The following is a 24,063-nucleotide window of genomic DNA, read 5'->3' on the forward strand; positions in this document are numbered from 1 at the left end:
TTTCCAGTCAGATTAAAACAAGTCCCACGGCGCGTCCACGTAGCCCAACCTGTCTCTCACCTCTGGTTCCCATTGGTTTCTCTTGAAGATGTAGGTGAACTCCTTAGTCTTTTCTCCCGAATCTCTCATGCCGTCGGTGGAGCGTTGCAACTTGTGGTAAATGATAGATTGCGGAACATGAAATATCTTCATGTTCAAAATATGACGTACATAATCGCACAGCAACCTGTCAGACCTGTAGTGCCGCCCGAACTCAGCATCAAGTAAACCAGTACGATCTAAAACACTACGCTTTATGTAGACGCAGAAAAATGGCGCAAATGAGATCTCTAACGGGCCGCCATTGAAAAATAGAGGGACCTTCAAGATATTCTTGTGATGCGCTGAAATATTTACATCACACTCGAAATTCCCATCGGCATGTGGAACGTGATCACCAATTGTCTTCGTCCCTCCAGGCAAAACTTGTGCAGGCACTGCCAAACCGCACTCGTTAGAGCTTAGAGCAAAGTCCTGAAGATGCTCAAGTGCACCAGCCGAAACTACAGCATCGTTATTGAGAAGAACGATGTCTGCTTCGGCCGGCGCACAAGCAATACCCTGGTTCACAGCATATGTGAATCCATAATTGAATGAATTTTCAATTAGTGTGATCTGCCCCGCCTCCTGCAGCTTGCGAAGGGACTCGACAACCGGAGCCTCCGATGCATTATCGACAACAATTATCTCGCACCAACTTGATATACCCTGAGAAGTGATTGAATCGATGCACTCCAAAATATCTTCAAGCGCCTGATAGCTGGGGATAATTATCGCTACCTTTCGACGCACCACATCTGGCGCATCTATTTTATTTTTCTCGCGTTTTTTGGCACGGGCGCTCGTTTTTTCTCGCACTACATTAATGTGCGCAATGTGCGTTGGGTCGTTGGTAATCGCATTTGGCGCCTTATCGTAATAGTAATTACTTAATAGCACGGGAATTGAATACAACCCACCAAATTCAGATATCCTCAATATCAAATCCCAATCAACATATCTCCTTAGCGCCTCATCAAAACCACCAAGCCTCTCAAAAACCTCGCGCCGATGCCCAAACGCATTCATGTCGACGTAATTTCTGTTTTTGAGCAGAGATATATTTACAGACCCAAACCGCGCTGCAAACGGCTCGGGCTGATCACCTCTATACAACAGTTGCCCACTGCATACCGCATCCGCCGTTGGCAGAGCGTCAAATGCACCAACCATGGCGGCCAAATATTCCTTACGCCAGGTATTGTCAGAATCCAAATAAAATATGTATTCGCCTATAGATTGCTGAACCGCAATATTTCTAGCTCTGGAAACTCCTCCGCACTCAGGCAAGATGTGCAACTTTATTCGAGTATCATCTATTCCCTTAACAACGGATACCGATTCATCCGAACTACCATCATCAACGATAATTAGTTCAAAATTCCCATACGTCTGATCGAGTACCGACTGAATTGCCCACGCAACGGTAGTCTGCCGGTTATGCATTGGCATAACGACAGATACCAGCGGCTTTTGTGATTTTTCTGCCCTAGAACAAAGGGACCTAGTAACATTCTCCATGAATGCAAAGCAGCGTTTATCTTCTTCGCGAAATGGCGCACTTATAAGTGGCGACAGCATCGATTGACACATGAAGCCTTGAAAGTCGGAGAACGCCCTCTCCTGCCGCCAAGTAAAGTTCGCCGATGCGATTGAGGCGCTAGTTGCCTCATCGATTAACTCTACTTTATGCGCCCGCCCATCGATCATCGATATAGGCGGCACAAATTCGAACGCATGCTTTCCTGAATTTATATTATTCTTCTTTAGATCCGCCCGATATATATTGGCATCGACAAGAAACACCTCTCCATCAATGACCAGCTTAGCCCTTCTAGGCGCTTCGTCACCTATCAGCGCCAGCCACCCCTTAACAAATGTTTCGTTATTTTTTTGAGTGTTTAATGCACCTTTTAGCGCTGCCGGCTTTGCTGCAGCAACTTTGACTTCAGCCTTTGCCAGAGGCTTGGGCACGGTGTTCGCTTCGATAGATGTCTTTACAACCTTCGACTTGATCGGATTTGCAACCGATACATATCTTCGGCCTTCTGATTTTCCGTGAACCAAGTAGTGCAAGAGCGGGTTGAAATTCTCCATCCGTACGTCTGGGTATCGGCGCCAGTATTCATCCCCATCAAAATGCAATGATGGCTGACAACCCTCGGTATATCCAACTGTCAAGTAGTGGAGAGCTTGCTCTACTTCTATTGAATATGTCTTTTTATACCAGTCCGCATCAAAGAGCTCGGAACCCTTGATTTTTGCCAAATATGCGTCCGACACCATCATGCCCCCTTCGTTTCCAGAGCTTCTTTATTTCTTGCGCGAAGAATGGAAACTTCCTTTCTTCGCTTGACCAACTCATCTTGAGCGGCACTAAGCTTCCATCGGTTCTCTGCCCCTTCACCGAGTAACGAGAATAAGTCCCGCGCATCTTGAAGGGCTTGTTTTGTTCCACAAATCTTCCGCAATTCTTGGAACTCAGATCGATGCTTGGTTTCCTTCCCAACAAGCACTACGGCTAGCCCGTGCCCGTGAATAAATTCAAACGATTTGTATTTTTTCGATATCTCAGAATAGAATTTATGCACGCCAAAGTTCTTTTCTCTAACATTTGTATCATGCATTATGACCACTGCTGACTCTGACAATTTTGGAAACCAATTTTCAAAGTCTTTTGACACTGACTCATATGAATGATGTCCATCGAGATGCAGTAGATCGACACTTGAATCTTCGAAACCACTCACTGCAGCCTCAAAGTCGCTCCGAATGAGACTGGAGAAGGCCCTATAGTTTTCGTCGTTGTACTTTCTAACTGACTCATATACAGACTCGTCATAGAAACCAGCTTGCGAATCCCCCTTCCAACTGTCAATCGCGTAGCAAGCACATTGGATTTCCAGGTCAGCCACAGATTGGCAGGCCGAGAAGTATGAGACCCCGAAGTGGGTACCAAGCTCTACGAAGTTCTTCGGCCTGATTACTGAAACCAGCCACAACATAAATGGCACATGAGCATGCCAGGCAGATGGCGCAGAATATTTTGGTCTACGGAATATATTTCCACTTATCTGCAATTGATTGACTTTCATTTTCATCCTCACAATCTAAAAATAAATCTATCAGACCTAAGCTGACAAAAAAGACGCGGCAAATCAAATTAGTACAAGAGGCCTTTCTGCGCACCCGACCAGCCACTCAACCGTGGAGACCGCGCATCATCGCCCGTAAAGTGCCTGGGATACCTTTGCAAGATCTGGTCCCGCTCATGCTCCGCGCTTTTGCTTGCGCTCGTTCATGAAGTCAAACCCGAGTGATTTGGATTCGTGGTGCACCATGCTTAGCAGGTGCACATTTCGCACGGCCAGGCCCAGCTCGCGCACGCGGATGCACCAGTCCACATCGATGGAGGTGCCGCCCAAGGTATGGGTGAGCTGGGAGTTGGCGCCCATGCGCACGCACGGGCGTCAGCGCAGGCGCGCTTTGACCTGACCACAGGTGTTGCGGCGCCAATGCTGCATTGATGACGAAGTCTGAGTCCGTGCCGAGGATCAGATTGCTGGCGATGATGCCGACTGGGCATCCAGAAAACTTGATTACTGCCATGACAGAGGCGGAAAAGCACTAGCACCCAGCGCGCCACGCAGCTAGGTATTTATCTTCCTATGAAATTGTTTTTATGTGACGTATGGCGCCGGGGCTGGATGATAGAGGCGGTTGTAACGCCTTTGGCGCAAGCAAAAGGTGACTGAGCACCAGAAAATCGGGGGCGGCCGTCACAGAGCGGACTCCGCCCATTGCTAATCTTTGAAGATAGGGGCAGGAACGTAACGATGACAAGGTGTAGTGTGTCTGCTGGGATTGAGATGCCCTATTGGCGCGCAGACATTGGTTGGCTCAAGGGAAGGCAACGCTTGTGCGGCCTGCGGACGAGACCGGTAAATCGGTGTCGCGGTTGGCGATTTCCGCAGGCGAATCGGTGGTGCCATTGGTCTTGCCCCCGCATCACCGAACACGGTATTTGCGGGGGCAATACAAACGTCCACGGATCAGACTCCGTCAAAACGACAGGTAGGCTGGCTTACTTGCGCGCCGGCGGCACATCCGTGCAGGAGCCATGCGCCACTTCCGCCGCCATGCCGATGCTTTCGCCCAGCGTGGGGTGGGGGTGGATGGTCTTGCCGATGTCGACCGCGTCAGCGCCCATTTCGATGGCCAGGGCGATCTCGCCGATCATGTCGCCCGCATGGGTGCCGACGATGCCGCCGCCCAGGATCTTGCCGTGGCCGTGGGCTTCGGGGCTGTCGTCAAACAGCAGCTTGGTGAAGCCTTCGTCGCGGCCGTTGGCAATGGCGCGGCCCGATGCAGCCCAGGGGAAGAGGCCCTTCTTGACCTTGATGCCTTGGGCCTTGGCCTGCTCTTCGGTCAAGCCCACCCAGGCCACTTCGGGGTCGGTGTAGGCCACGCTCGGAATCACGCGGGCATCGAACTGGGCTTTGGCGAGTTTGGCGTCGCCCAGCAGTTCGCCCGCAATCACTTCAGCGGCCACATGGGCTTCGTGCACGGCTTTGTGCGCCAGCATGGGCTGGCCCACGATGTCGCCAATGGCGAAGATGTGCGCAGCGCTGGTGCGCATTTGCACGTCCACGTTGATAAAGCCGCGGTCGGTCACGGCCACACCAGCGTTTTCAGCACCGAGCTTCTTGCCGTTGGGCGTGCGGCCCACGGCTTGCAGCACGAGGTCGTACACGCCCTCGCTCTTCGTGCCATCCAGGCCTTCGAACTGCACCTTGATGCCCTCGGGCGTGGCCTCGGCACCCACCGTTTTGGTCTTCAACATGATGTTGTCGAAGCGGTGCTTGTTCATCTTTTCCCAGACCTTGACCAGGTCGCGGTCGGCGCCTTGCATGAGGCCGTCCATCATCTCCACCACATCCAGGCGTGCGCCCAGCGTGGAGTAGACGGTGCCCATTTCCAGGCCGATGATGCCGCCGCCGATGATGAGCATCTTCTTGGGCACAGCCTTGAGGGCCAGGGCGCCGGTGCTGTCAACGATGCGATCGTCCTGCGGCAGGAAGGGTAGGCGCACGGCTTGGGAGCCTGCGGCAATGATGGCGCGCTTGAAGGCCACCACTTGCTTGGCGCCGCTGCGCTGGGTGCCCTCGCCTTCGGTGGCTTCCACCGCCAGGTGGTTGGCGCCCACGAACTGGCCCACGCCGCGCAGCACGGTGACTTTGCGCATCTTGGCCATGGCCGCCAGCCCGCCGGTGAGCTTGCCGATGACTTTTTCTTTGTGCCCGCGCAGCTTGTCGATGTTGACGGCCGGGGCGCCGAAGTCCACGCCCAGATCAGCCATGTGGCTGACTTCGTCCATCACCGCAGCCACGTGCAGCAAGGCCTTGGAGGGGATGCAACCCACGTTCAGGCACACGCCACCCAGCGTGGCGTAGCGCTCGACCACCACCACTTTGAGGCCGAGGTCAGCCGCGCGGAAGGCCGCTGAGTAGCCGCCGGGGCCACCGCCCAGCACCAGCACGTCGCACTCCACATCGGCGCTGCCCGCAAAGCTGCTGGCCACCGGTGCCGGTGCCGGAGCAGCCACCGGTGCGGCCTGCGCAGCAGCAGGTGCGGGAGCGGAAGGTGCAGCGGCTTGCGCCGCGCCTTCGGCTTGCAGCACCAGCAGCAGCGTGCCTTGGTTGACCTTGTCGCCCAGGGCCACTTTGAGCTCTTGCACCACGCCAGCGTGGCTGGAGGGGATTTCCATCGAAGCCTTGTCGCTCTCGACGGTGATCAGGCTTTGATCCACGGCGACGCGGTCGCCGGGTTTGACCAGCAGCTCGATGATGGCGACGTCTTTGAAGTCGCCAATGTCCGGAACCTTGACTTCTACCAATGCCATGTCAGGTTCTCCTGGGTCACAGCGCGATGCGGCGGAAGTCCGCCAGCAGCGACGCAAAGTACACGTTGAAGCGCGCAGCCGCAGCGCCGTCGATGACGCGGTGGTCCCACGACAGCGACAGCGGCAGCATCAGGCGCGGCGCGAACTGCTTGCCGTCCCACTTGGGCTCGATCTGGCTCTTGCACACACCCATGATGGCCACTTCCGGGGCGTTGATGATGGGCGTGAAATAGCGCCCACCAATGCCGCCCAGCGAGGAGATGCTGAAGCAGCCGCCTTGCATGTCGGCCGGGCCCAGCTTGCCGTCGCGGGCCTTCTTGGCCAGCTCGGACATTTCCTGGCTGATCTGGAAGATGCCTTTTTTGTCGGCGTCTTTGATCACGGGCACCACCAGGCCGTTGGGCGTATCGGCGGCAAAGCCGATGTGGAAGTACTGCTTGAGCACCAGCTTTTGCTGGTCGCCCTCGCCTTCGAGGCTGGCGTTGAACTCGGGGAACTTCTTGAGCGCGGCCACGGCGGCCTTGATCATGAAGGCCAGCATGGTGACCTTGATGCCGCTCTTCTCGTTTTCCTTGTTCAGCTGCACGCGGAAGGCTTCGAGCTCGGTGATGTCGGCATCGTCGTGGTTGGTCACATGCGGAATGACCACCCAGTTGCGGTGCAGGTTGGCGCCGCTGATCTTCTTGATGCGGCCCAGCTCCTTGCGCTCGATGGGGCCGAACTTCTCGAAGTCGACCTTGGGCCAAGGCAGCAAGCCCGGCAGTGCGCCGCCACCGCTGGCTGCGGGTGCCGCAGCCTTTTGCGCGCCGGTTTGCAGCGCGCCGCTCATGACCTTCTTGACGAAGGTTTCGATGTCTTGCTGCACGATGCGGCCCTTGGCGCCACTGCCAGCCACCTCGGCCAGCGGCACGCCCAGCTCACGCGCGAACTTGCGCACGCTGGGGCTGGCGTGGGGCAGCTTGCCCTTGGGCGCGCTGGGGTCGTGCGCGGGCAGCGCCACGCTGGCCACGGCCACGGGGGCCGCCGCAGGTGCCGACGAGGCCGTCGCAGCAGGCGCTGCAGCGGCCGGCGCAGCAGCGGGAGCGGCAACAGCGCCCACCACTTCCAGCACGGCGATCTTGCTGCCCTTGCGGACCTTGTCGCCCAGCTTCACCAGCAGCTGCTTGAGCACACCGGCGTGGCTGGAGGGAATCTCCATGGAGGCCTTGTCGCTCTCCACGGTGATGAGGCTTTGCTCCACATTCACGCTCTGGCCGACTTGGGCCAGCAGCTCGATGACGGCCACTTCGTCGAAGTCGCCGATATCGGGCACCACCACCTCCACCAGGCCAGCGGCGGCGGGCGCAGCAGCTGGTGCAGCGGCAGGCGCCGGCGCCGCAGCGGGCGCAGCAGGTGCAGCAGCAGCCGGTGCGGGCGCGCTTGGGGCCGCGGCATCGCTGGCTTCGAGCAAGAGCAGCACCTGCCCTTGGTTGACGGTGTCGCCCAGCTTCACGCGCAGCTCTTGGACCACGCCAGCGTGGCTGGAGGGAATCTCCATCGACGCCTTGTCGCTCTCCACGGTGAGCAGGCTTTGCTCGACGCGGATCTTGTCGCCGGGCTTGACCAGCAGCTCGATGATGGCGACGTCTTTGAAGTCGCCAATGTCAGGAACCTTGACTTCTACCAATGCCATGTCTTGTCTCCAACGGCGCGGTGTGGCGGGCGGGGCGGGCTTTGTCAGCCTGCCGCGCCCTCACCGCGAGTGCCCACTCAGGCGTACAGGGGGTTGATCTTGTCGGTGTTCAAGCCGTAACGGGCGATGGCCTCGGCCACCTTGGCTGCGGGCAGCTTGCCTTCGTCGGCCAGGCTCTTGAGCGCCGCCACCGCGATGTAGTGGCGGTTGATCTCGAAGTGCTCGCGCAGCTTCTTGCGGAAGTCGCTGCGACCGAAACCGTCCGTACCCAGCACCTTGTAGCTGCGACCGGCGGGGATGAAGGCACGGATTTGGTCCGCATAGTTCTTCATGTAGTCGGTCGAGGCCACCACCGGGCCGCTGGTGCGCGAGAGCTGCTTGGCCACGAAGGACTGGCGCTGCTCGCCCGTGGGGTGCAGCAGGTTGTGGCGCTCGGCGTCCTGGCCGTCGCGGGCCAGCTCGTTGAAGCTCGGGCAGCTCCACACGTGAGCACCCACGCCCCAGTCCTGCTCCAGCAATTCCTTGGCGAAGAGGGACTCGCGCAAGATGGAGCCCGAGCCCAGCAGGTTCACCGTCAGCGCCGCATCGGCCTTGGCCTCTTGCAGCAGGTACATGCCCTTCAAGATCTCGCCCTCGGTGCCGGCCGTCAGGCCTGGCATGGCGTAGTTCTCGTTCAGCAGCGTGAGGTAGAAGAACACATTCTCCTGGTTCACGACCATGCGCTGCAGGCCGTTGTGCAGGATGACTGCCACTTCGTGCGCGAAGGTCGGGTCGTAGGAGATGCAGTTGGGGATGGTGCCCGCCAGGATGTGGCTGTGGCCATCTTCGTGCTGCAGACCTTCGCCATTCAGCGTGGTGCGGCCCGAGGTGCCGCCCAGCAGGAAGCCACGCGCTTGCATATCACCCGCAGCCCAGGCCAAGTCGCCAATGCGCTGGAAGCCGAACATCGAGTAATACACGTAGAAGGGCACCATCACGCGGTTGTTCGTCGAGTACGACGTGGCCGCGGCGATCCAGGAGGCCATGCCGCCTGCCTCGTTGATGCCTTCTTGCAGGATCTGGCCGGCCTTGTCCTCGCGGTAGTACATGACCTGGTCTTTGTCGACCGGGGTGTAGAGCTGGCCCTTGGGGTTGTAGATACCGATCTGGCGGAACAGGCCTTCCATGCCGAAGGTGCGGGCCTCATCCACCAGGATGGGCACCACGCGCGGGCCCAGGGCCTTGTCGCGCAGCAGCTGCGTCAGGAAGCGCACATAAGCTTGCGTGGTGGAGATCTCACGGCCTTCGGCAGTGGGTTCCAGCACAGCCTTGAAGGTCTCCAGGGGCGGCACTTCGAAGGTCTCATCGGCCTTCACGCGGCGCTTGGGCAGGTAGCCGCCCAGGGCCTGGCGGCGCTCGTGCAGGTAGCGCATTTCCGGCGTGTCGTCGGCCGGCTTGAAGTACGGGATCTTGGGCAGCTCGCTGTCCGGGATGGGAATGCCGAAGCGGTCGCGGATGTGCTTGATGTCGTCGTCCGTGAGCTTCTTGGTCTGGTGCACGGTGTTCTTGCCTTCACCGGCCTTGCCCATGCCGTAGCCCTTCACCGTCTTGACCAGCAGCAGCGTGGGCTGGCCCGTGGTGTTGTGGTGCGCACGGTGGAACGCTGCGTAGACCTTCTCGGGCTGGTGGCCACCACGGCGCAGCTCGAAGATCTCCTCGTCGCTCATGTGCTCAACCAGCTTGAGCGTCTCGGGGTACTTGCCGAAGAAGTTCTTGCGGATGAAGGCGCCGTCATTGGCCTTCATGGCCTGGTAGTCGCCGTCCAGGGTTTCCATCATCAGCTGTTTGAGCTTGCCGGACTTGTCGCGCGCCAGCAGCTCGTCCCAGCCCTTGCCCCAGATCAGCTTGATCACGTTCCAGCCGCTGCCGCGGAACTCGCCTTCGAGCTCCTGGATGATCTTGCCGTTGCCGCGCACCGGGCCATCGAGGCGCTGCAGATTGCAGTTGATGACGAAGACCAGGTTGTCCAGGCCTTCGCGTGCGGCGAGACCAATGGCGCCCAGGCTTTCCGGCTCGTCCATCTCGCCGTCGCCCATGAAGGCCCAGACCTTGCGCTTGGCCGTGTCAGCAATGCCACGGGCGTGCAGGTACTTCAGGAAGCGCGCTTGGTAGATGGCCATCAAGGGGCCCAGGCCCATCGAGACGGTCGGGAACTGCCAGAACTCGGGCATCAGCTTGGGGTGCGGGTAGCTGGACAGCCCCTTGCCATCGACTTCCTGACGGAAGTTATCGAGCTGCGCTTCGCTGAGGCGGCCTTCCAGGAAGGCACGGGCGTAGACGCCGGGGGAGCTGTGGCCCTGGATGTAGAGCAGGTCACCGCCGTGGTTCTCGTTCTCGGCGTGCCAGAAGTGGTTGAAGCCCGCACCCAGCATGGAGGCCAGCGAGGCAAACGAGCCGATGTGGCCGCCCAGGTCACCGCCATCGTCCGGGTTCAGGCGGTTGGCACGCACCACCATGGCCATGGCGTTCCAGCGCATGTAGGCGCGCAGGCGCTTCTCGATCTCGATATTGCCAGGGCAACGTTCTTCCTGGTCGGTCGGGATGGTGTTGATATAGGCCGTGTTGGCCGAGAACGGCACATCAATGCCGGCCTGGCGCGCGTGATCAATGAGCTGGTTCAACAGGTAGTGGGCGCGTTCACCGCCCTCCTCGCCAATGACGGCGCTCAGCGCGTCCAGCCATTCCTTGGTTTCGACAGCATCGGTATCGGGAGCGGCCTGGCCGGGTGCCGACGGTGACTGCGCGGACATAAGAGGTGTCTCCTGTACTGGGGTTGGACGGTAGAGACGCAAGCCACCCCCACTACACGGGCAACACGGGCGAGCACCTCCCCGACTCTCGAAAGAGTCGAAGGAAGTTTCGCACAAGTCCAAATTTTTTCAAATAGCGCGATTGTATTTCGTAATATGAAATTGTTCGGGTTTCACCCAGGGCACAGACCGCCCACGCTGGCGGTGGGCCAGTCAGCGGTCGGGATAATCACCCCATGCCCTTGACCTCCGCCCTATCGGACGCCGTACGTCGCCTCAACCTTCCCGCCCGACGCCTGGCAATGAGCTGGTGGCGTCGCCAGTCCCCCTCCCGCCAAGACCGCTTTGCCACCCTCGGGCCGTTGCTGTCGGTGGCGCTGTTTTTAGCGGCCATCATTGCGGCCTTCTGGTACTTGCGCAATGAAGAAAACGAACGCGAGGCCGAGGCCGTCAAACGCGATACCGAGGTGGTGCAAATGCAACTGCGTTTGCGCCTGGTGGAGAACCAAGAGCATCTGGCGCGCCTGGCGCGCGACGTGGTCACGCGCGCCATCACGCCGCAAGACTTTGGGGCCCAAGCCGCTGCCTTTGCGCGGCTGCGCCCCGAAATCACCCACATCACCTGGCTGGGCCCCAAGCGCGAGCGCCGCGCCAGCGTCGCCGCTGCAGGCTTTGAGACCGACCAACTCCCCCACCTCGACGGCGAAGATCCCTCGCTACCCAATGGCATGCTGGGCTCCGCCCCTGAGGCAGCCTTCCAGGCCGCGCGCGACAGCCGTCAGCCCAAGTACTCGCCCTCCTTTACCGACGCCAACAACGCCACGGTGTTCCAGCTGCAAGTGCCGCTGACCGACCGCAGCGGCTTCTCCGGCGTGCTGATTGCTGAATACTCGGTGGAGGCCTTGCTGCGCTTCTATGTGCCCGCCGACGTGGCCGCACGCCACGCCGTGGTGGTGCTGGACGCACGCGACCAAATCATTGCCGCCACCGTCACCCCCATGCCGGGCCAGCGCTTGGCACGAGCGCCCATCTATCACGAGGTCCCCATGGCACCGGCCATGAACGGTCTGGTGCTGCGCGGCCAGGGCTACCGCACCTCTATTGGCCTCATCAGCAACACCTTGTTCTGGATGGTGGTGGCGCTGTCCACACTGACAGTGTGGATGCTGCTGGGCACCTGGAAACACATGCGCCGCCGCGCCCAGGTGCAAAACGCGCTCTCGGCCGAGACCAATTTCCGCCGCGCCATGGAGAATTCCATGCTCACGGGCATGCGCGCCATGGACTTGGACACGCGCATCAGCTATGTGAACCCAGCGTTTTGCGCCATGACGGGGTTTTCAGAGGTCGAATTGATGGGGCGCAAGCCCCCCTTCCCCTTCTGGCCCCCGGACCGCCACGACGAAAACCTGCGCCTGCTGCACCAAGAAATGCAGGGCCGCAGCCCGGCAGGCGGGGCCGAGGTCAAGGTCATGCGCAAGGACGGCAGCATTTTTGATGCACGCATGTACGTCTCGCCGCTGATTGACCCCAAGGGCAAGCAAACCGGCTGGATGACCTCGATGACCAACATCACCGAGGCCAAGCGCGTGCGCGACCAGCTCAGCGCCTCGCACGAGCGCTTCACCACCGTGCTCGAAGGCCTGGAAGCGGCCGTGTCGGTACTGTCGGTGCAGCAAGGCGAGCTGCTGTTTGCCAACCGCAGCTACCGCCTGTGGTTTGGCGCCGACCCCGGCGGGCACAACCAGCTTGCGGGCCAACGCACCGAGCGTGGCGAAGATGAGCATCTCGCCGATGAAGTCGACGACTACTCCGGGCTGCCCACCCAGCAGCTCACCGAAGCAGGCTCCGACCCGCGCGAGGTCTATATCGAAGCCCTGGACATGTGGTTTGATGTGCGCGGCCGCTACTTGGCCTGGACCGACGGGCGCCTGGCGCAAATGCTCATCGCCACAGACATCACCGTGCGCCGTCGCACCGAGACTCTGGCGCAGCAGCAGGCCGAAAAAGCCCAGGTCACCAGCCGACTCATCACCATGGGCGAAATGGCCTCCAGCGTGGCACACGAGCTCAACCAGCCGCTGACAGCCATCACCAACTACTGCAACGGCATGGTCTCGCGCGTGCGCGCCGACACCATCTCCAAAGACGACTTGCTTGGCGCCCTGGAAAAGACCGCCAAGCAAGCACAGCGCGCCGGCCAGGTCATCCACCGCATTCGCAACTTCGTCAAACGCAGCGAACCGCAGCGCCAGACCGCGCACGCCTCGGCCATTGTGGAAGATGCGGTAGAGCTGGCCAGCATCGAGCTGCGCCGCCGCTCCGTGGCCATACACGCCTACGTGGCGCAGCGCCTGCCCACCATGATGGTGGACCCGATCTTGATTGAGCAGGTCTTGCTGAACCTGCTCAAGAACGCAGCCGAAGCCATAGACAATGCGGGCCTACCCCCTTCGCGCCGCCACATCGAGCTGCGTGTGGTACCCAAACACACACAAGACCTGGGCCCGAATATTGAGTTTTCGGTCACCGACATGGGCCCAGGCCTACCACAGGAAGTGATTGAGCGCATGTACGAAGCCTTCTACTCCACCAAGACAGATGGTTTGGGCATAGGCCTAGGGTTATGCCGCTCCATCGTTGAGTCCCATCAAGGCAGGATCAAGGCCGAGAACTTATACAATGGGACTGCCGTGGTCGGGTGTCGCTTCGCCTTCACCATCCCCGTCGACGTCTCGCGCCCCGAGTCCACCTCGGGCCCCACGCATAACTCCACAGCACTACCATGAGCTTGATTCCAAAAAAGGGCAATGTTTACGTGGTCGATGACGACGAAGCCGTGCGCGATTCGCTGCAATGGCTTCTGGAAGGCAAAGACTACAGGGTCAAATGTTTTGACTCCGCCGAAGCTTTCCTGGCTCGACTCGACACCCGCGAAGTCGCCTGCCTGATCTGCGACATCCGCATGGACGGCATGAGCGGTCTTGAGCTGCAAGACAAGCTCATTGAAAAGCGCAGCCCCCTGCCCATCGTCTTCATCACCGGCCACGGCGACGTGCCCATGGCCGTGACCACCATGAAAAAAGGGGCTATCGATTTCATCGAGAAGCCTTTCAAAGAAGACGAACTGGTGTCGCTGGTCGAGCGCATGCTCGAGCGCGCCCGTGAGGCCTTTGCCACGCAGCAAGAGGCCGCCAGCCGCGACGCGCTGCTGTCGCGCCTGACCTCGCGTGAAGCGCAGGTGCTCGAGCGCATCGTGGCCGGGCGCCTGAACAAGCAAATTGCCGACGACCTGGGCATCAGCATCAAAACCGTGGAGGCGCACCGCGCCAACATCATGGAGAAGCTCAACGCCAACACCGTCGCCGATTTGCTCAAAATCGCGCTGGGCGCAACAGCCAAGGCCTGAGCGGTCGCCCCACCCAAACTGGCTCCCACCAAGGCCGCTGTTGCAGCGGCCTTTTGCTTTTTGTCCCGACAATACACAGTCTTTACGGAGACCCCAGACATGTCCGCAACCCTCATCGACGGCAACGCCCTCTCCCAGCAACTCCGCGGCGAAGTGGCCCAGCGCGCCGCCGCGCTGACCGCCAAGGGTGTGAAGCCCGGCCTGGCCGTGATCCTGGTGGGTGCAGACCCAGCCAGCCAGGTTTATGTGCGCAACAAGGTCAAGGCCTGCCAGGACGCAGGCCTGCACTCCGTGCTGGAAAAGTACGAAGCCAGCCTGAGCGAGGCCGAGCTGCTGGCCCGCATCGACGCCCTGAACAAGGACCCGAGCATCCATGGCATCTTGGTGCAGCTGCCCTTGCCCAAGCACATTGACGACCACAAAGTCATCGAAGCCATTGCCCCGGCCAAGGATGTTGACGGCTTTCACATCGCCAGCGCGGGCGCGCTGATGGTGGGTGAAGTGGGCTTCAAGGCCTGCACCCCTTACGGTTGCATGAAGATGCTGGAGAGCATCGGCATGAAAGACCTGCGCGGCAAACATGCGGTGGTGATTGGGCGCTCCAACATCGTGGGCAAACCCATGGCCATGATGCTGCTGCAGGCCAACGCCACGGTCACCATCTGCCACAGCGGCACGGCGGACTTGGCCGCCATGACGCGCCAAGCCGACATCATCGTGGCCGCCGTGGGCAAGCGCGATGTGCTGCGCGCCGACATGGTCAAGCCCGGCGCCGTGGTCATTGACGTGGGCATGAACCGCAACGACGAGGGCAAGCTCTGCGGCGACGTTGATTTCGAAGGCGTCAAGCGAGTCGCCAGCCACATCACCCCCGTGCCCGGCGGCGTGGGCCCCATGACCATCACCATGCTGCTGGTCAACACGCTGGAATCTGCCGAGCGCGTGGCGGGCTGATCTCGCCCCCCACGCGGCGCAGCAGCTGGCCTTCAGAAGCGACCGTTGAGCGTCAGCTTGACGGTTCGCGGGGCGCCATCCTTGTAGTTGGCGTCGCCCCATGACATCTGCCGATAACGCCGATCCAGCGCGTTCTCGATGTTCAGCTGGGCATGCCACTGGCGGCCCAAATCGCGGCGCAGGTTCAAATTCAGCAAGGCAAAGGACTTTTGCCCCACATAGACCGACTGCTTGCTGACCGGATGATCGGTATACACCTCGTCAGCACCTTGCCAATGCAGCTGGGCGCCCGCATGCCAGCCCAGCAAAGCGCCACTGAGTCGATGCTGCGTGCTCAGCTTGAACAGACTGCGCGGCAAATAGGCCAACACCACCTCACCCTGGGGGTGGCGCACGCGATAGTGACTCAGCGAGCCACTGAGCTTCCATGTGGGGCTGAGCTGCCCATGGAGCTCCAACTCCACACCCCGAGAGCGCACGCCACGCACCGCACGTTTGGCCGTTTCAGCAGTACCGGGCACCTTGAAGCCCACGTCCTCCACCGCAAAGTTGTGCTGCTCAACGTTGAACAAGGTCAGCGCGCCTTGCAGCTTGCCATCCCACCATTCCCCTTTGAGGCCCAGCTCCTGGCTCTGCCCCTGCAGCGGGTCGAGGTATTTGCCATTGCGGTCGCGTTCCGCCTGATGCTTGAAGATGCCGGCATGGCTGAGGTAGGCGGAGATCTGTTCGTTGAGGTCCCACACCAGGCCGCCATAAGGCGTCACCACGTTTTGATTGCGCACGGTGTAAGCCTCGGGGCTCCAGGCTCCGACTTCCTGCTGGTGGCGGTAGTCCGACACGCGCGCGCCCAGGATCAGTTTGGCCGCATCGCTGAGCTGCAATCGGCTGGCCAAATAGCCTGCGGTTTGCGTGATGTGGTAATCACCGCCCTTGTAGACCTCACCCAAGGGTGGTGCCAACCACAGCCCACGCCATTGGTGCAGCGACTCCATCGCAGGCTTAGGGCCGACGATATCTCTGCCCTGCCAACCGATGCTTGCATTCAGGCGCTGCACGCCTGCGCTCAGCTCATGCCGGCGCCCCCACGCATCAAAATGCCCTTGCAAGCCCAGCATGGCGTTGACTTGCTGAGGTCTGTTCCAATAAACGGAAGGCTCCCCACTCAAACCCAGTCCCGTCCCACGATCCACTTCCCCAGTCAGCCACACCTGTGACAAATCAACCGCGCCTTGGTCTCGGCTGACTTCGGCCTGCAGGCGCCACAAAGGCGAAAGCTGGTGATTGAGCTTCAGGAAAGTGGAGTTGAGCGTCTCGTTCCGAAAGCTGCTACTCACCCCCAGGGTCGCACCGCGTTTGAAGGCCGTGCGGCTACCGTCGGAGTAGAACACCGGCAGCCCCTGCCAGCTGCCCCCACCCACGTCTCCACGGTTGTGAAGGTAACCGAGCGTCAGGCGCGTCGCAGAGCCCAGGTCGGCCTCGGTCGTGATCAAGAGCTGCTGGGTGCGGCGTCGCTCCAGGTCGAAATGCCCGTCCCGATGCTCGGTATGCGCGACGACGCGTGCGCGCAGGCTGCCCTCGCGATTGAGCCCGGTACTCAGGTCCAGCGTGCCACCGCGCTGCGCCTGCGTCCCCAGCGTCAGAGCCACCTGGCCTTCAAACTGGCGGGCCTGCGCGCGCTTGCGCACCATGGAGATACTGGCCGAGGGGTCGCCCACGCCCGCCGTGAGCCCGGCGGCCCCTCGGGTCACTTCCACCGACTCAAACGCCGCGGTCGCCAGTCGGTCCAGATGGCCCCAGCTGGTATCCAGTGGCATGCCATCGAGGCGCAAATTGTTGACCTCAAAGCCGCGCGCACTGACGGAGGCACCATCGCCGTAATTGGTTAACACTGCCAACCCAGGCACTGCACGAAACACATCGGCCATGGTGGCCATGCCGGCGTCGTCCATGCGCTCGCGCGTGATGACGCTCACGGCCTGCGGGGTGTCGCGCAGGCTCAGATTCAAGCCCGTGGCGGAGCGGCTTTCGCTCGCGGTGTAGCCGCTGGAGTCGCGCTTGGCGCGAGCCTTGATCGTGGGCAGGGAGGCCTCTTCGGCCTGAGTCTGTGCGCTGGGCTCTTGGGCTTGCGCCCAGGAAGCCGCATGGGCACTGCACAGCAGGGCCAAGGTGGCGAGGGTCACAGGCTTGGGTTGGAGCAAGAAACGGTGTCCGGACATATCAGTACAAAAGTTCGCGGCACTGGCGATGGCGGGCCACATGAGGTGAATGCAGCGCAGAGCTGCTGCGCAAGGCCAATGAGCCGCGCTGAGGCGGACCGGCCAGCGGCGTGGGCCCCGAGCCCATCGCCATGCGGCTGGTCAACACGCTGGAATCTGCCGAGCGCGTGGCTGCGCTCGGCTCAGGCGTGACGCGCCAGGGCCCGCGTGGGTGCGGGCCTTGAGTTTCAGATGCGCCCGCTCAAGCCCAGCTTGATGCTACGGGGGGCTCCGTCCATATAGGTTGGGCTCCACGCATGCATCTGGCGGTAGTGCTGGTCCAGCGCGTTGTCGACATTGAGCTGCAACTGCCACTTGGGCGTGACGTCCCAGCGCGCCGTCAGCCCCAAGAGGCCGTAGGCCTTCTGACCGATGGCTTCTTGGGCCTTGCTTGCAGGGTTCTCGGCTTCATAGCGATCACTGCCCTGCCATTGCAGCTCAGCGCCCACATGCCATCCCTGCAACACACCGCTGAGGCGATGCTGGGCGTGAAGCTTGAACAGTGTGCGCGGCACATGGGCCAAAACCACCTCGCCCTCGGGATGGCTGACACGGAAGTGGCTCAGCGAGGCCCCCAACTTCCAATTGGGCTGCAGCTGACCCGTCAGCTCCAGCTCCACGCCGCGCGAATTCACGCCACGCACCCCACGCATGGCGTCGTCGGCGGTGCCGGGCACTTTGTACCCGGGGTCTGGCACGGCGTAGTTGTTTTGCTCAATGCGAAAGGCCGTGGCCGAGGCCTGCAAGTCGCCGCCCAACCACTCGCCTTTCAGACCCAGCTCTTGGCTCACGCCCTCGATGGGGTCCAGGTACTTGCCATGCCGGTCTTGAGCGGCTTGGTGTTTGAAGATGCTGGAGTGGCTGAGATAGGCCGACACGCCCGAGCTCAAATCCCACACCAAGCCGCCGTAGGGCGTGAGCACGTTCTTGTGGCGAATGCCATAGGGCTCGGGGTTCCAGGCGCCCACCTCTTGCTTGAAGCGGTAGTCCGACAGGCGCATGCCCAAAATCACGCGCGCGTCGTCCCTGATCTGCAAGCGGCTGGCCACATAGACGGCGGTTTGCGTGGTCTGCCTGTCTCCGCCGTTGTAGACCTCGCTCACCGCTGGTGGCGTCCAGTTGCCAGTCCACTGGTGCAAAGACTCCATGGCTGGCGGATCGCCCACGAGGTCGCGGTTCTTCCAGCCGCCGGGCGCGCTCAAGCGCTGCAAGCCGGCAAACACCTGATGGCTGTGTCCCCAAGCCTGGAACTTGCCCTGCAGCCCCACCATGGCGTTGAGCTGATGCGGGCGTGGCTCCCAGAAATAGGGAATGCCCGTGAGTCCAAGCCCGGTTTTACGGTCCACCTCTCCGGTGGCCCACACCATCTTGTAGTGCGCGTCTCCGTGGTCGCGGCTGAGCTCAGCCTGTACACGCCAATCGTTGCTCAGCTGATGCTCCAACTTCACAAAGGTGGAGTTGAGGGTTTCGTACCACTCGTTCCAACGCACACCCGTGGTGGCACCGCGCTTGAAGTGGGTGCGCGAGCCGTCGCTGTAGTACAGGGGCAGACCACCCCAGTAGCCGCCATCGATGGCGCTGCGGTTGTAGAGGTGCCCCAGAGTCAGGCGCGTGGCGGAGCTCAGATCGGCTTCTGCGGTGACGAAGAATTGGTGGGTGCGGCGCTGCTCCAAATCCAGATGCCCGTCGCGGTGCTCGGCGTGAGCCACCACCCGTGCGCGCACGCTGCCCGTGCTGTTGAGCGCGGTGCTGAGATCCAACGTGCCGCTCTTGAGGGCCTGTGTGCCCAGAGCCAGTCGCAGCTGCCCGGTCAGGGCGCGGGCCTGCGCGCGCTTGCGCACCATGGAAATGGTGGCGGAGGGGTTTCCCTCCCCGGCGGTGAGCCCCGTAGCGCCGCGCGTCACCTCCACCGACTCAAAAGCTGGCGTCGCCAGACGCTCCAGATAGCCCCAGCTGGTTTCCAGCGGCATGCCATCCAGGCGCAGGTTCTCAACATCAAAACCGCGTGCGCTGATGGTGGAGCGGCCACTGTCATTGCCAACCACGGACAGGCCCGGCACGCTGCGAAACACGTCGGCCATGGTGGCCATGCCGGCGTCATCCATGCGCTCGCGCGTGATGACGCTCACGGCCTGCGGGGTGTCGCGCAGGCTGAGGTTCAAGCCCGTGGCGGAGCGGCTTTGGCTCGCGGTGTAGCCGCTGGACTCGCGCTTGGCGCGAGCCTTGATCGTGGGCAGGGAAGCCTCTTCGGCCTGAGTCTGTGTGGCGGGTGCTTGGGTCTGCGCCCAGGAAGCCGCATGGGCACTGCACAGCAGGGCCAAGGTGGCGAGGGTCACAGGCTTGGGTTGGAGCAAGAAACGGTGTCCGGACATATCAGTACAAAAGTTCGCGGCACTGGCGATGGCGGGCCACATGAGGTGGGCGCAACCCAGGGAGGGGCTGCGCAAGACAAATCAGCAGCGCCGCAGCAATGCGGCCAAAAGCCCCCAGCTGCGTGGGCGCCAGCTCAAGCTGAAGGCCACCAGGCCTGCGGCGGCGCTCAGCAGCAAAGGCCACACCAGCACGGCCATGCTGATGTGGTCGGCCTGGCCGCACAGCAGCGCAGCGCCCAGCAGTGCCATGCCCCCCAGCACGCGCGCCAGGCGTTGCTGGCGCAGGTTCAGCGCCTGGGCTTTGGGAAGCACAGCCAGCCAGTGGGCTTCTTGGCTCAGCGCCAAGCAGGCCATGCCCAGCACACTGCACAGCACCGCGGCCAGCAGCAACACGGTAGAAGCATGAAGCTCAAGCATGGGCACCCTCCTGGCGCAGTGGCGTCACAGTCGCGCTTTGGCCCTGACGCGCACGACCCAGGCGCCGTGCCGCCCAAGCAGACACCCCTGCCGTCAGCAGCAAGCAGATGTCCATGGCCGCCACAGGCCAATAGGCTTGGGGCAGCGTGCGCCACAGCGCATCGCCCGTAGCCCAGGCGTTGAGCAGCACCGCCAGCAGCGCCAGAGCAGCCACAGCCCAGCACTGCTCGGCCCAGGCCGGGTTGCGCCGTGCCAAAGCCACCGGCGCACTGCGCCAAGCCGCATGCACGAAGCTCAGCAGCCATGCCCCCCAGAACAAGCGCTCCTGCCACTGCGCCCGCTCGGACAGCTGCGTGGGCAGCACCCAGTTGCTGCACAACAGCACCAAGGTCGCCAGCACCATGCCTGTGACGCTGGTCACCGCCAACGCGTCCACCCAGCGCGCGCCACTGCGCCCTTGGCGGGCATGCTGAGCCTTGCGCTTCTCAACAAAGAACACAAAGCCTGTGGCAATGCAGGCGCAACCCAGCAGGCCGCCCAGCACGTAGAGCCAGCGCAGCGCCCAGTGCTCAAAGTGCTGCAGATGCAAGCCCACAAAGAACTCGTGCAGGCCTGCGGCCTTGGAGCGCTCGGGCTCCTCGTGCAGCAAACGCCCCGTGGCGCCTGCGTAGTGAATGGTCTGCCCCACCAAGGCCACGCGGTCGCTGCCTGCGCGGTGCAGGCTGACGTAGCTGTTCGCATCACCGAGGTGGTGGATCTGCAAAAAACCCACCTCGCCAGGCATGCCGCGTGCAGCCCAGCGCGCTTTGGCGTCCTGCACCATGGCGTCCACCGAGGCCAGCGGTGCGGCCACGCCCGCACGGTGTTCGGGCAAGCCTTTGGCGGCGTGCGCGGCAGCCTCGTGGCGCTCATGCAGGGGCTTGAGCTGGGTGTCGGTGATGGGCAGATAGATGGCCGCAAAAATCATCAGCCCCGTCAGACCGAAGAAGAAGTGAAACGGCAGTGCCACCACGCCGGTGAGGTTGTGCAAATCCAGCGTGCTGCGCTGCAAATGCTTGTTGGGGCGGAAGGTGAAGAACTCGCGAAAGATTTTGCGGTGAATGACCACGCCGCTGACCAAACCCGCCATCAGCACCAGGCCGCACAAGCCCACCAGCCAGATGCCCAGATGCGCCCAATGCAAATGCAGCGAGTAGTGCATGGGGAAGATAAACCCCGTGCCCAAGGCCAGCTGACTGCTGCTGATGGGCTGACCGCTGCGGGGGTCGATCGTCAAATCGCTCCCAATGTGGTTGTGGGCGTGCGGGTCTATGGGATTGGGCACGGCAAAGTCCACGCCCATGCGCAGCAGCGGGTCGCGGTGGGTGGTGTAGGCCCAGATTTCATCGGCCACCAAGTCCTGGCGCGAAGGCAGAGGCGTTTTGGAAAGTGCCTGCCCCTCAGCCATGGCCTCGTCCGTGGGTGTGGCCAGACGGCTTGCCGGGAGCAAGACCTTGTCAAACGAGGGCATGGGCTGGGGCTCGAAGCGGGTGTTGGGCAGCGACCAGCGGTCAATCTCGCGATCAAACACCGACAGCGTGCCGAAGAAGAACACCACGATCAGCACAAAGCCCACGACCAAACCAAACCAGGTGTGCACCCAGGCCATGGACTGACGGAAATTCGGCGACATCGTCACTCCCTCAAAAACTCAAACCAAGCGCTGCTGCAGCCACTGAGCCAGCACCGTCAGCACCAACCCCAGCCCCATTTGCACGCGCCACACCGCGGCCAGGCGCTGCGTGCCAAAGGCCCACAAAAAGCCACAGAGAAACACCAGGAACACCAGCATGGCCGCGACGGCCTGGGCGTCCTCAAAGTCCGCGCCCAAGGTCACCGCCAGCGCAATGCCAAAGGCCGCCAGGCCCCAGCAAGCGATGTAGCTGCCCAGCAATGCCGCTGCCGTGCGCGACACGATTTCTTTGATGTGCATAACCCCCCTCCCTTGGCTGCGCGCGTGGCCGCGGCACCCCTGTTTGATTTCGCAGCGCAGCGAAACACCAATTGCTATTGCGAATTGTTCGCATTATTGCACTCAACTCAAGACCTGGAACGAAAGAGCCCCGACAGCGTGTTGGTCGTGTCTGCGCGAGCGACAGGCTGGCACCACCCCTAAGATGGCGCACCTTTTGCCCAACACCTTTTGAAGCGCCATGAGCAATCCCCTGCTGTCTACGGCCTTGCTGCCGGCCTTTGCAAGCATTCAGCCCGAGCACATCCAGCCCGCCATTGAGCAGCTGCTGGCCGAAGCCCGCGCCGCACTGGCCCAGGCCACCGATCCCGCCACTGCTGCCGACTACGACACCCTGAGCCGCGTGCTGAGCGTGGCCACCGAGCGCCTTGGCGTGGCTTGGGGCGCTGTGGGCCACCTCAACGCCGTGGCCAACACACCGGCCCTGCGCGAGGCCTACAACGCCATGCTGCCCCCCGTCACCGAGTTCTACACAGCCCTGGGTGCGGACGAGGCGCTCTACGCCAAGTACAAGGCCATCGCGGCCCATGCCGCCAGCCTGAGCCCGGCCCGCCAGCAAGCGCTCAAGCACTGGATTCGCGACTTCGTGCTCTCGGGCGCGGAGCTGCAGGGCCAGGCTCGTGAGCGCTTTGCGGCAATTCAAGAAGCCGCCGCCGAGGCCGCGCAGAAGTTCTCCGAGCACGTGATGGACGCCACCGACGGCTTTGCCTACTACGCCAGTGCTCAAGAGCTGGACGGTGTGCCGGCCGATGTGGTGCAAAGCGCCCGTGCTGCCGCTGAGGCCGAAGGCCAAGCGGGCCACAAGCTCACCCTGCACTTCCCCAGCTACTTCCCGGTGATGCAGTACGCCCAAAACCGCGGCCTGCGCGAGACGCTCTACCGCGCTTACGTGACCCGCGCCAGCGAGCTCGGCGCCAAGCCCGAGCACGACAACAGCGCGCTGATGCAGCAGCTGCTGGCACTGCGCCAGGAAGAAGCGCAGCTGCTGGGCTACCGCAGCTTTGCCGAAGTCTCCCTGGTGCCCAAGATGGCCCAGTCGCCCGAGCAGGTGCTGGGCTTTTTGCGCGACCTCGCCGCCCGCGCCCGCCCCTATGCCGAGCGCGACCTGACCGAGATGCGCGAGTTCGCCGCCACCCAGCTGGGCCTGGCCGACATGCAGGCCTGGGACCAGGCCTATGTGTCGGAAAAGCTCAAGGAAGCGCGCTACGCCTTCAGCGACCAGGAGGTGCGCCAATACCTCACCGTGCCGCGCGTGCTGGCGGGTTTGTTCGACATCATCGAGCGCCTCTTTGACGTGAAGGTCATCGAAGGCCAGGCCGAGGTCTGGCACGACACGGTCAAGTTCTACCGCCTGGAGCGCCAAGGCGTGCTCATCGGGCAGTTCTATCTGGACCTCTATGCCCGCACCGGCAAGCGCCCGGGCGCCTGGATGGACGAGGTGCGCAGCCGCTGGGCACGCCCCGAGGGCACCGCGCAAATCCCCGTGGCGCAGCTGGTGTGCAACTTCGCCGCCCCCAGCGCCGACAAGCCCGCCTTGCTCACGCACGACGACGTGACCACCCTCTTCCACGAGTTCGGCCACGGCCTGCACCATTTGCTCACGCAGGTGGACGAGCTGGGGGTGTCAGGCATTTCCGGCGTGGAGTGGGACGCGGTGGAGCTGCCCAGCCAGTTCATGGAGAACTTCTGCTGGGAGTGGGAGGTGCTGCAGCAGCTCTCCAGCCATGTGAACACGGGCGAGCCGCTGCCGCGCGCGCTCTTTGACAAGATGCTGGCGGCCAAGAACTTCCAAAGCGGGCTGCAGACGCTGCGCCAGATCGAGTTCGCGCTGTTTGACATGCGCTTGCATGCCGAACCCGGCCAGGAAGCACGCGTGCAAGCCGTGTTGGACGAGGTGCGCCGCGAGGCCTCCGTCAACCCGCCACCGGCCTTCAACCGCTTTCAGCACAGCTTCTCGCACATCTTCTCGGGCGGCTATTCGGCGGGTTACTACAGCTACAAATGGGCCGAGGTGCTCAGCGCCGACGCCTGGAGCGCGTTTGAAGAAGAAGGCGTGTTCAACCCCGCCACCGGGCGGCGCTTTTTGCAGCACATCTTGGAGGCCGGTGGCGCGCGCGACGCCATCGACAACTTCAAGGCCTTCCGCGGGCGCGAGCCGCAGATCGACGCCTTGCTGCGCCACCAGGGCATGAGCGCCTGAGGCT

General features: G+C 61.9%; 15 protein-coding genes. 4 read left to right on the plus strand and 11 right to left on the minus strand.

The window, feature by feature from the left end:
- Positions 1-12 precede the first annotated feature (12 nt).
- The 6 genes from ACG0Z6_RS14240 to aceE all read right to left on the minus strand — a co-directional run bounded on the left by ACG0Z6_RS14240 (position 13) and on the right by aceE (position 10,441).
- On the minus strand, positions 13-2,367 hold the full coding sequence (locus tag ACG0Z6_RS14240; protein WP_394462512.1) for a glycosyltransferase: 2,355 nt from the start codon (positions 2,365-2,367) through the stop codon (positions 13-15).
- Positions 2,364-3,173, minus strand: a complete 810-nt coding sequence (locus ACG0Z6_RS14245; RefSeq protein WP_394462514.1) for a class I SAM-dependent methyltransferase — start codon at positions 3,171-3,173, stop codon at positions 2,364-2,366. Before ACG0Z6_RS14245 ends, ACG0Z6_RS14240 begins: the two co-directional genes overlap by 4 nt.
- Positions 3,174-3,347: 174 nt before the next feature.
- A complete protein-coding gene (locus tag ACG0Z6_RS14250; RefSeq protein ID WP_394462516.1) occupies positions 3,348-3,533 on the minus strand; it encodes a hypothetical protein in 186 nt (61 codons plus the stop codon).
- Between the two features lie 629 nt (positions 3,534-4,162).
- The gene (gene lpdA, locus ACG0Z6_RS14255) at positions 4,163-5,980 is read right to left on the minus strand and encodes a dihydrolipoyl dehydrogenase (protein ID WP_394462518.1); all 1,818 of its coding nucleotides are present in this window, start codon (positions 5,978-5,980) and stop codon (positions 4,163-4,165) included.
- 16 nt (positions 5,981-5,996) lie between these two features.
- Positions 5,997-7,652, minus strand: a complete 1,656-nt coding sequence (aceF, locus tag ACG0Z6_RS14260; RefSeq protein WP_394462520.1) for a dihydrolipoyllysine-residue acetyltransferase — start codon at positions 7,650-7,652, stop codon at positions 5,997-5,999.
- Between the two features lie 77 nt (positions 7,653-7,729).
- Complete coding sequence (aceE, locus tag ACG0Z6_RS14265; RefSeq protein WP_394462522.1) at positions 7,730-10,441, minus strand: pyruvate dehydrogenase (acetyl-transferring), homodimeric type; 2,712 nt, start codon at positions 10,439-10,441, stop codon at positions 7,730-7,732.
- A gap of 236 nt (positions 10,442-10,677) precedes the next feature.
- On the opposite strand from aceE, the gene ACG0Z6_RS14270 reads away from it, so the two are divergent.
- The 3 genes from ACG0Z6_RS14270 (at position 10,678) to folD (ending at position 14,804) form a co-directional block, all read left to right on the plus strand.
- Entirely contained in the window at positions 10,678-13,230 is a 2,553-nt protein-coding gene (locus ACG0Z6_RS14270; RefSeq protein WP_394462524.1) for a PAS domain S-box protein, read from the plus strand.
- A complete protein-coding gene (locus ACG0Z6_RS14275; protein ID WP_394462526.1) occupies positions 13,227-13,850 on the plus strand; it encodes a response regulator transcription factor in 624 nt (207 codons plus the stop codon). The genes ACG0Z6_RS14270 and ACG0Z6_RS14275 overlap by 4 nt, the downstream gene beginning before the upstream one ends.
- 99 nt (positions 13,851-13,949) lie before the next feature.
- Positions 13,950-14,804: a bifunctional methylenetetrahydrofolate dehydrogenase/methenyltetrahydrofolate cyclohydrolase FolD gene (gene folD / locus ACG0Z6_RS14280; protein WP_394462528.1), complete on the plus strand. Its 855-nt coding sequence runs from the start codon at positions 13,950-13,952 to the stop codon at positions 14,802-14,804.
- A gap of 32 nt (positions 14,805-14,836) precedes the next feature.
- Here the strand turns inward: folD and ACG0Z6_RS14285 are convergent, their stop codons facing one another.
- From ACG0Z6_RS14285 to ACG0Z6_RS14305, 5 genes are all read right to left on the minus strand, one after another.
- Positions 14,837-17,020: a TonB-dependent siderophore receptor gene (locus ACG0Z6_RS14285; RefSeq protein WP_394462530.1), complete on the minus strand. Its 2,184-nt coding sequence runs from the start codon at positions 17,018-17,020 to the stop codon at positions 14,837-14,839.
- 227 nt (positions 17,021-17,247) lie between these two features.
- The gene (locus tag ACG0Z6_RS14290; RefSeq protein WP_394462532.1) at positions 17,248-19,431 is read right to left on the minus strand and encodes a TonB-dependent siderophore receptor; all 2,184 of its coding nucleotides are present in this window, start codon (positions 19,429-19,431) and stop codon (positions 17,248-17,250) included.
- An 81-nt stretch (positions 19,432-19,512) separates the two neighbouring features.
- Complete coding sequence (locus ACG0Z6_RS14295) at positions 19,513-19,848, minus strand: DUF3325 domain-containing protein (RefSeq protein WP_394462534.1); 336 nt, start codon at positions 19,846-19,848, stop codon at positions 19,513-19,515.
- Positions 19,841-21,520, minus strand: coding sequence for a PepSY-associated TM helix domain-containing protein (locus ACG0Z6_RS14300; protein ID WP_394462536.1), 1,680 nt, complete (start codon positions 21,518-21,520; stop codon positions 19,841-19,843). Before ACG0Z6_RS14300 ends, ACG0Z6_RS14295 begins: the two co-directional genes overlap by 8 nt.
- A gap of 18 nt (positions 21,521-21,538) precedes the next feature.
- Entirely contained in the window at positions 21,539-21,820 is a 282-nt protein-coding gene (locus ACG0Z6_RS14305) for an iron uptake protein (RefSeq protein ID WP_394462538.1), read from the minus strand.
- Between the two features lie 220 nt (positions 21,821-22,040).
- Here ACG0Z6_RS14305 and ACG0Z6_RS14310 point away from each other — a divergent pair, with 220 nt between their 5' ends.
- On the plus strand, positions 22,041-24,059 hold the full coding sequence (locus ACG0Z6_RS14310; protein ID WP_394462540.1) for a M3 family metallopeptidase: 2,019 nt from the start codon (positions 22,041-22,043) through the stop codon (positions 24,057-24,059).
- The last annotated feature ends 4 nt before the right edge of the window (positions 24,060-24,063 follow it).

It is taken from the genome of Roseateles rivi, from assembly GCF_043555845.1.
Classification (GTDB): Bacteria; Pseudomonadota; Gammaproteobacteria; order Burkholderiales; family Burkholderiaceae_C; genus Roseateles; species Roseateles rivi.

What these genes read in the sequence shown, in the direction of transcription:
- ACG0Z6_RS14240 (WP_394462512.1), bottom strand. Translation starts at nt 2,367, where the DNA reads ATGATGGTGTCGGACGCATATTTGGCAAAAATCAAGGGTTCCGAGCTC.
- ACG0Z6_RS14245 (WP_394462514.1), bottom strand. Translation starts at nt 3,173, where the DNA reads ATGAAAGTCAATCAATTGCAGATAAGTGGAAATATATTCCGTAGACCA.
- ACG0Z6_RS14250 (WP_394462516.1), bottom strand. Translation starts at nt 3,533, where the DNA reads ATGGGCGCCAACTCCCAGCTCACCCATACCTTGGGCGGCACCTCCATC.
- lpdA (WP_394462518.1), bottom strand. Translation starts at nt 5,980, where the DNA reads ATGGCATTGGTAGAAGTCAAGGTTCCGGACATTGGCGACTTCAAAGAC.
- aceF (WP_394462520.1), bottom strand. Translation starts at nt 7,652, where the DNA reads ATGGCATTGGTAGAAGTCAAGGTTCCTGACATTGGCGACTTCAAAGAC.
- aceE (WP_394462522.1), bottom strand. Translation starts at nt 10,441, where the DNA reads ATGTCCGCGCAGTCACCGTCGGCACCCGGCCAGGCCGCTCCCGATACC.
- ACG0Z6_RS14270 (WP_394462524.1), top strand. Translation starts at nt 10,678, where the DNA reads ATGCCCTTGACCTCCGCCCTATCGGACGCCGTACGTCGCCTCAACCTT.
- ACG0Z6_RS14275 (WP_394462526.1), top strand. Translation starts at nt 13,227, where the DNA reads ATGAGCTTGATTCCAAAAAAGGGCAATGTTTACGTGGTCGATGACGAC.
- folD (WP_394462528.1), top strand. Translation starts at nt 13,950, where the DNA reads ATGTCCGCAACCCTCATCGACGGCAACGCCCTCTCCCAGCAACTCCGC.
- ACG0Z6_RS14285 (WP_394462530.1), bottom strand. Translation starts at nt 17,020, where the DNA reads ATGTCCGGACACCGTTTCTTGCTCCAACCCAAGCCTGTGACCCTCGCC.
- ACG0Z6_RS14290 (WP_394462532.1), bottom strand. Translation starts at nt 19,431, where the DNA reads ATGTCCGGACACCGTTTCTTGCTCCAACCCAAGCCTGTGACCCTCGCC.
- ACG0Z6_RS14295 (WP_394462534.1), bottom strand. Translation starts at nt 19,848, where the DNA reads ATGCTTGAGCTTCATGCTTCTACCGTGTTGCTGCTGGCCGCGGTGCTG.
- ACG0Z6_RS14300 (WP_394462536.1), bottom strand. Translation starts at nt 21,520, where the DNA reads ATGTCGCCGAATTTCCGTCAGTCCATGGCCTGGGTGCACACCTGGTTT.
- ACG0Z6_RS14305 (WP_394462538.1), bottom strand. Translation starts at nt 21,820, where the DNA reads ATGCACATCAAAGAAATCGTGTCGCGCACGGCAGCGGCATTGCTGGGC.
- ACG0Z6_RS14310 (WP_394462540.1), top strand. Translation starts at nt 22,041, where the DNA reads ATGAGCAATCCCCTGCTGTCTACGGCCTTGCTGCCGGCCTTTGCAAGC.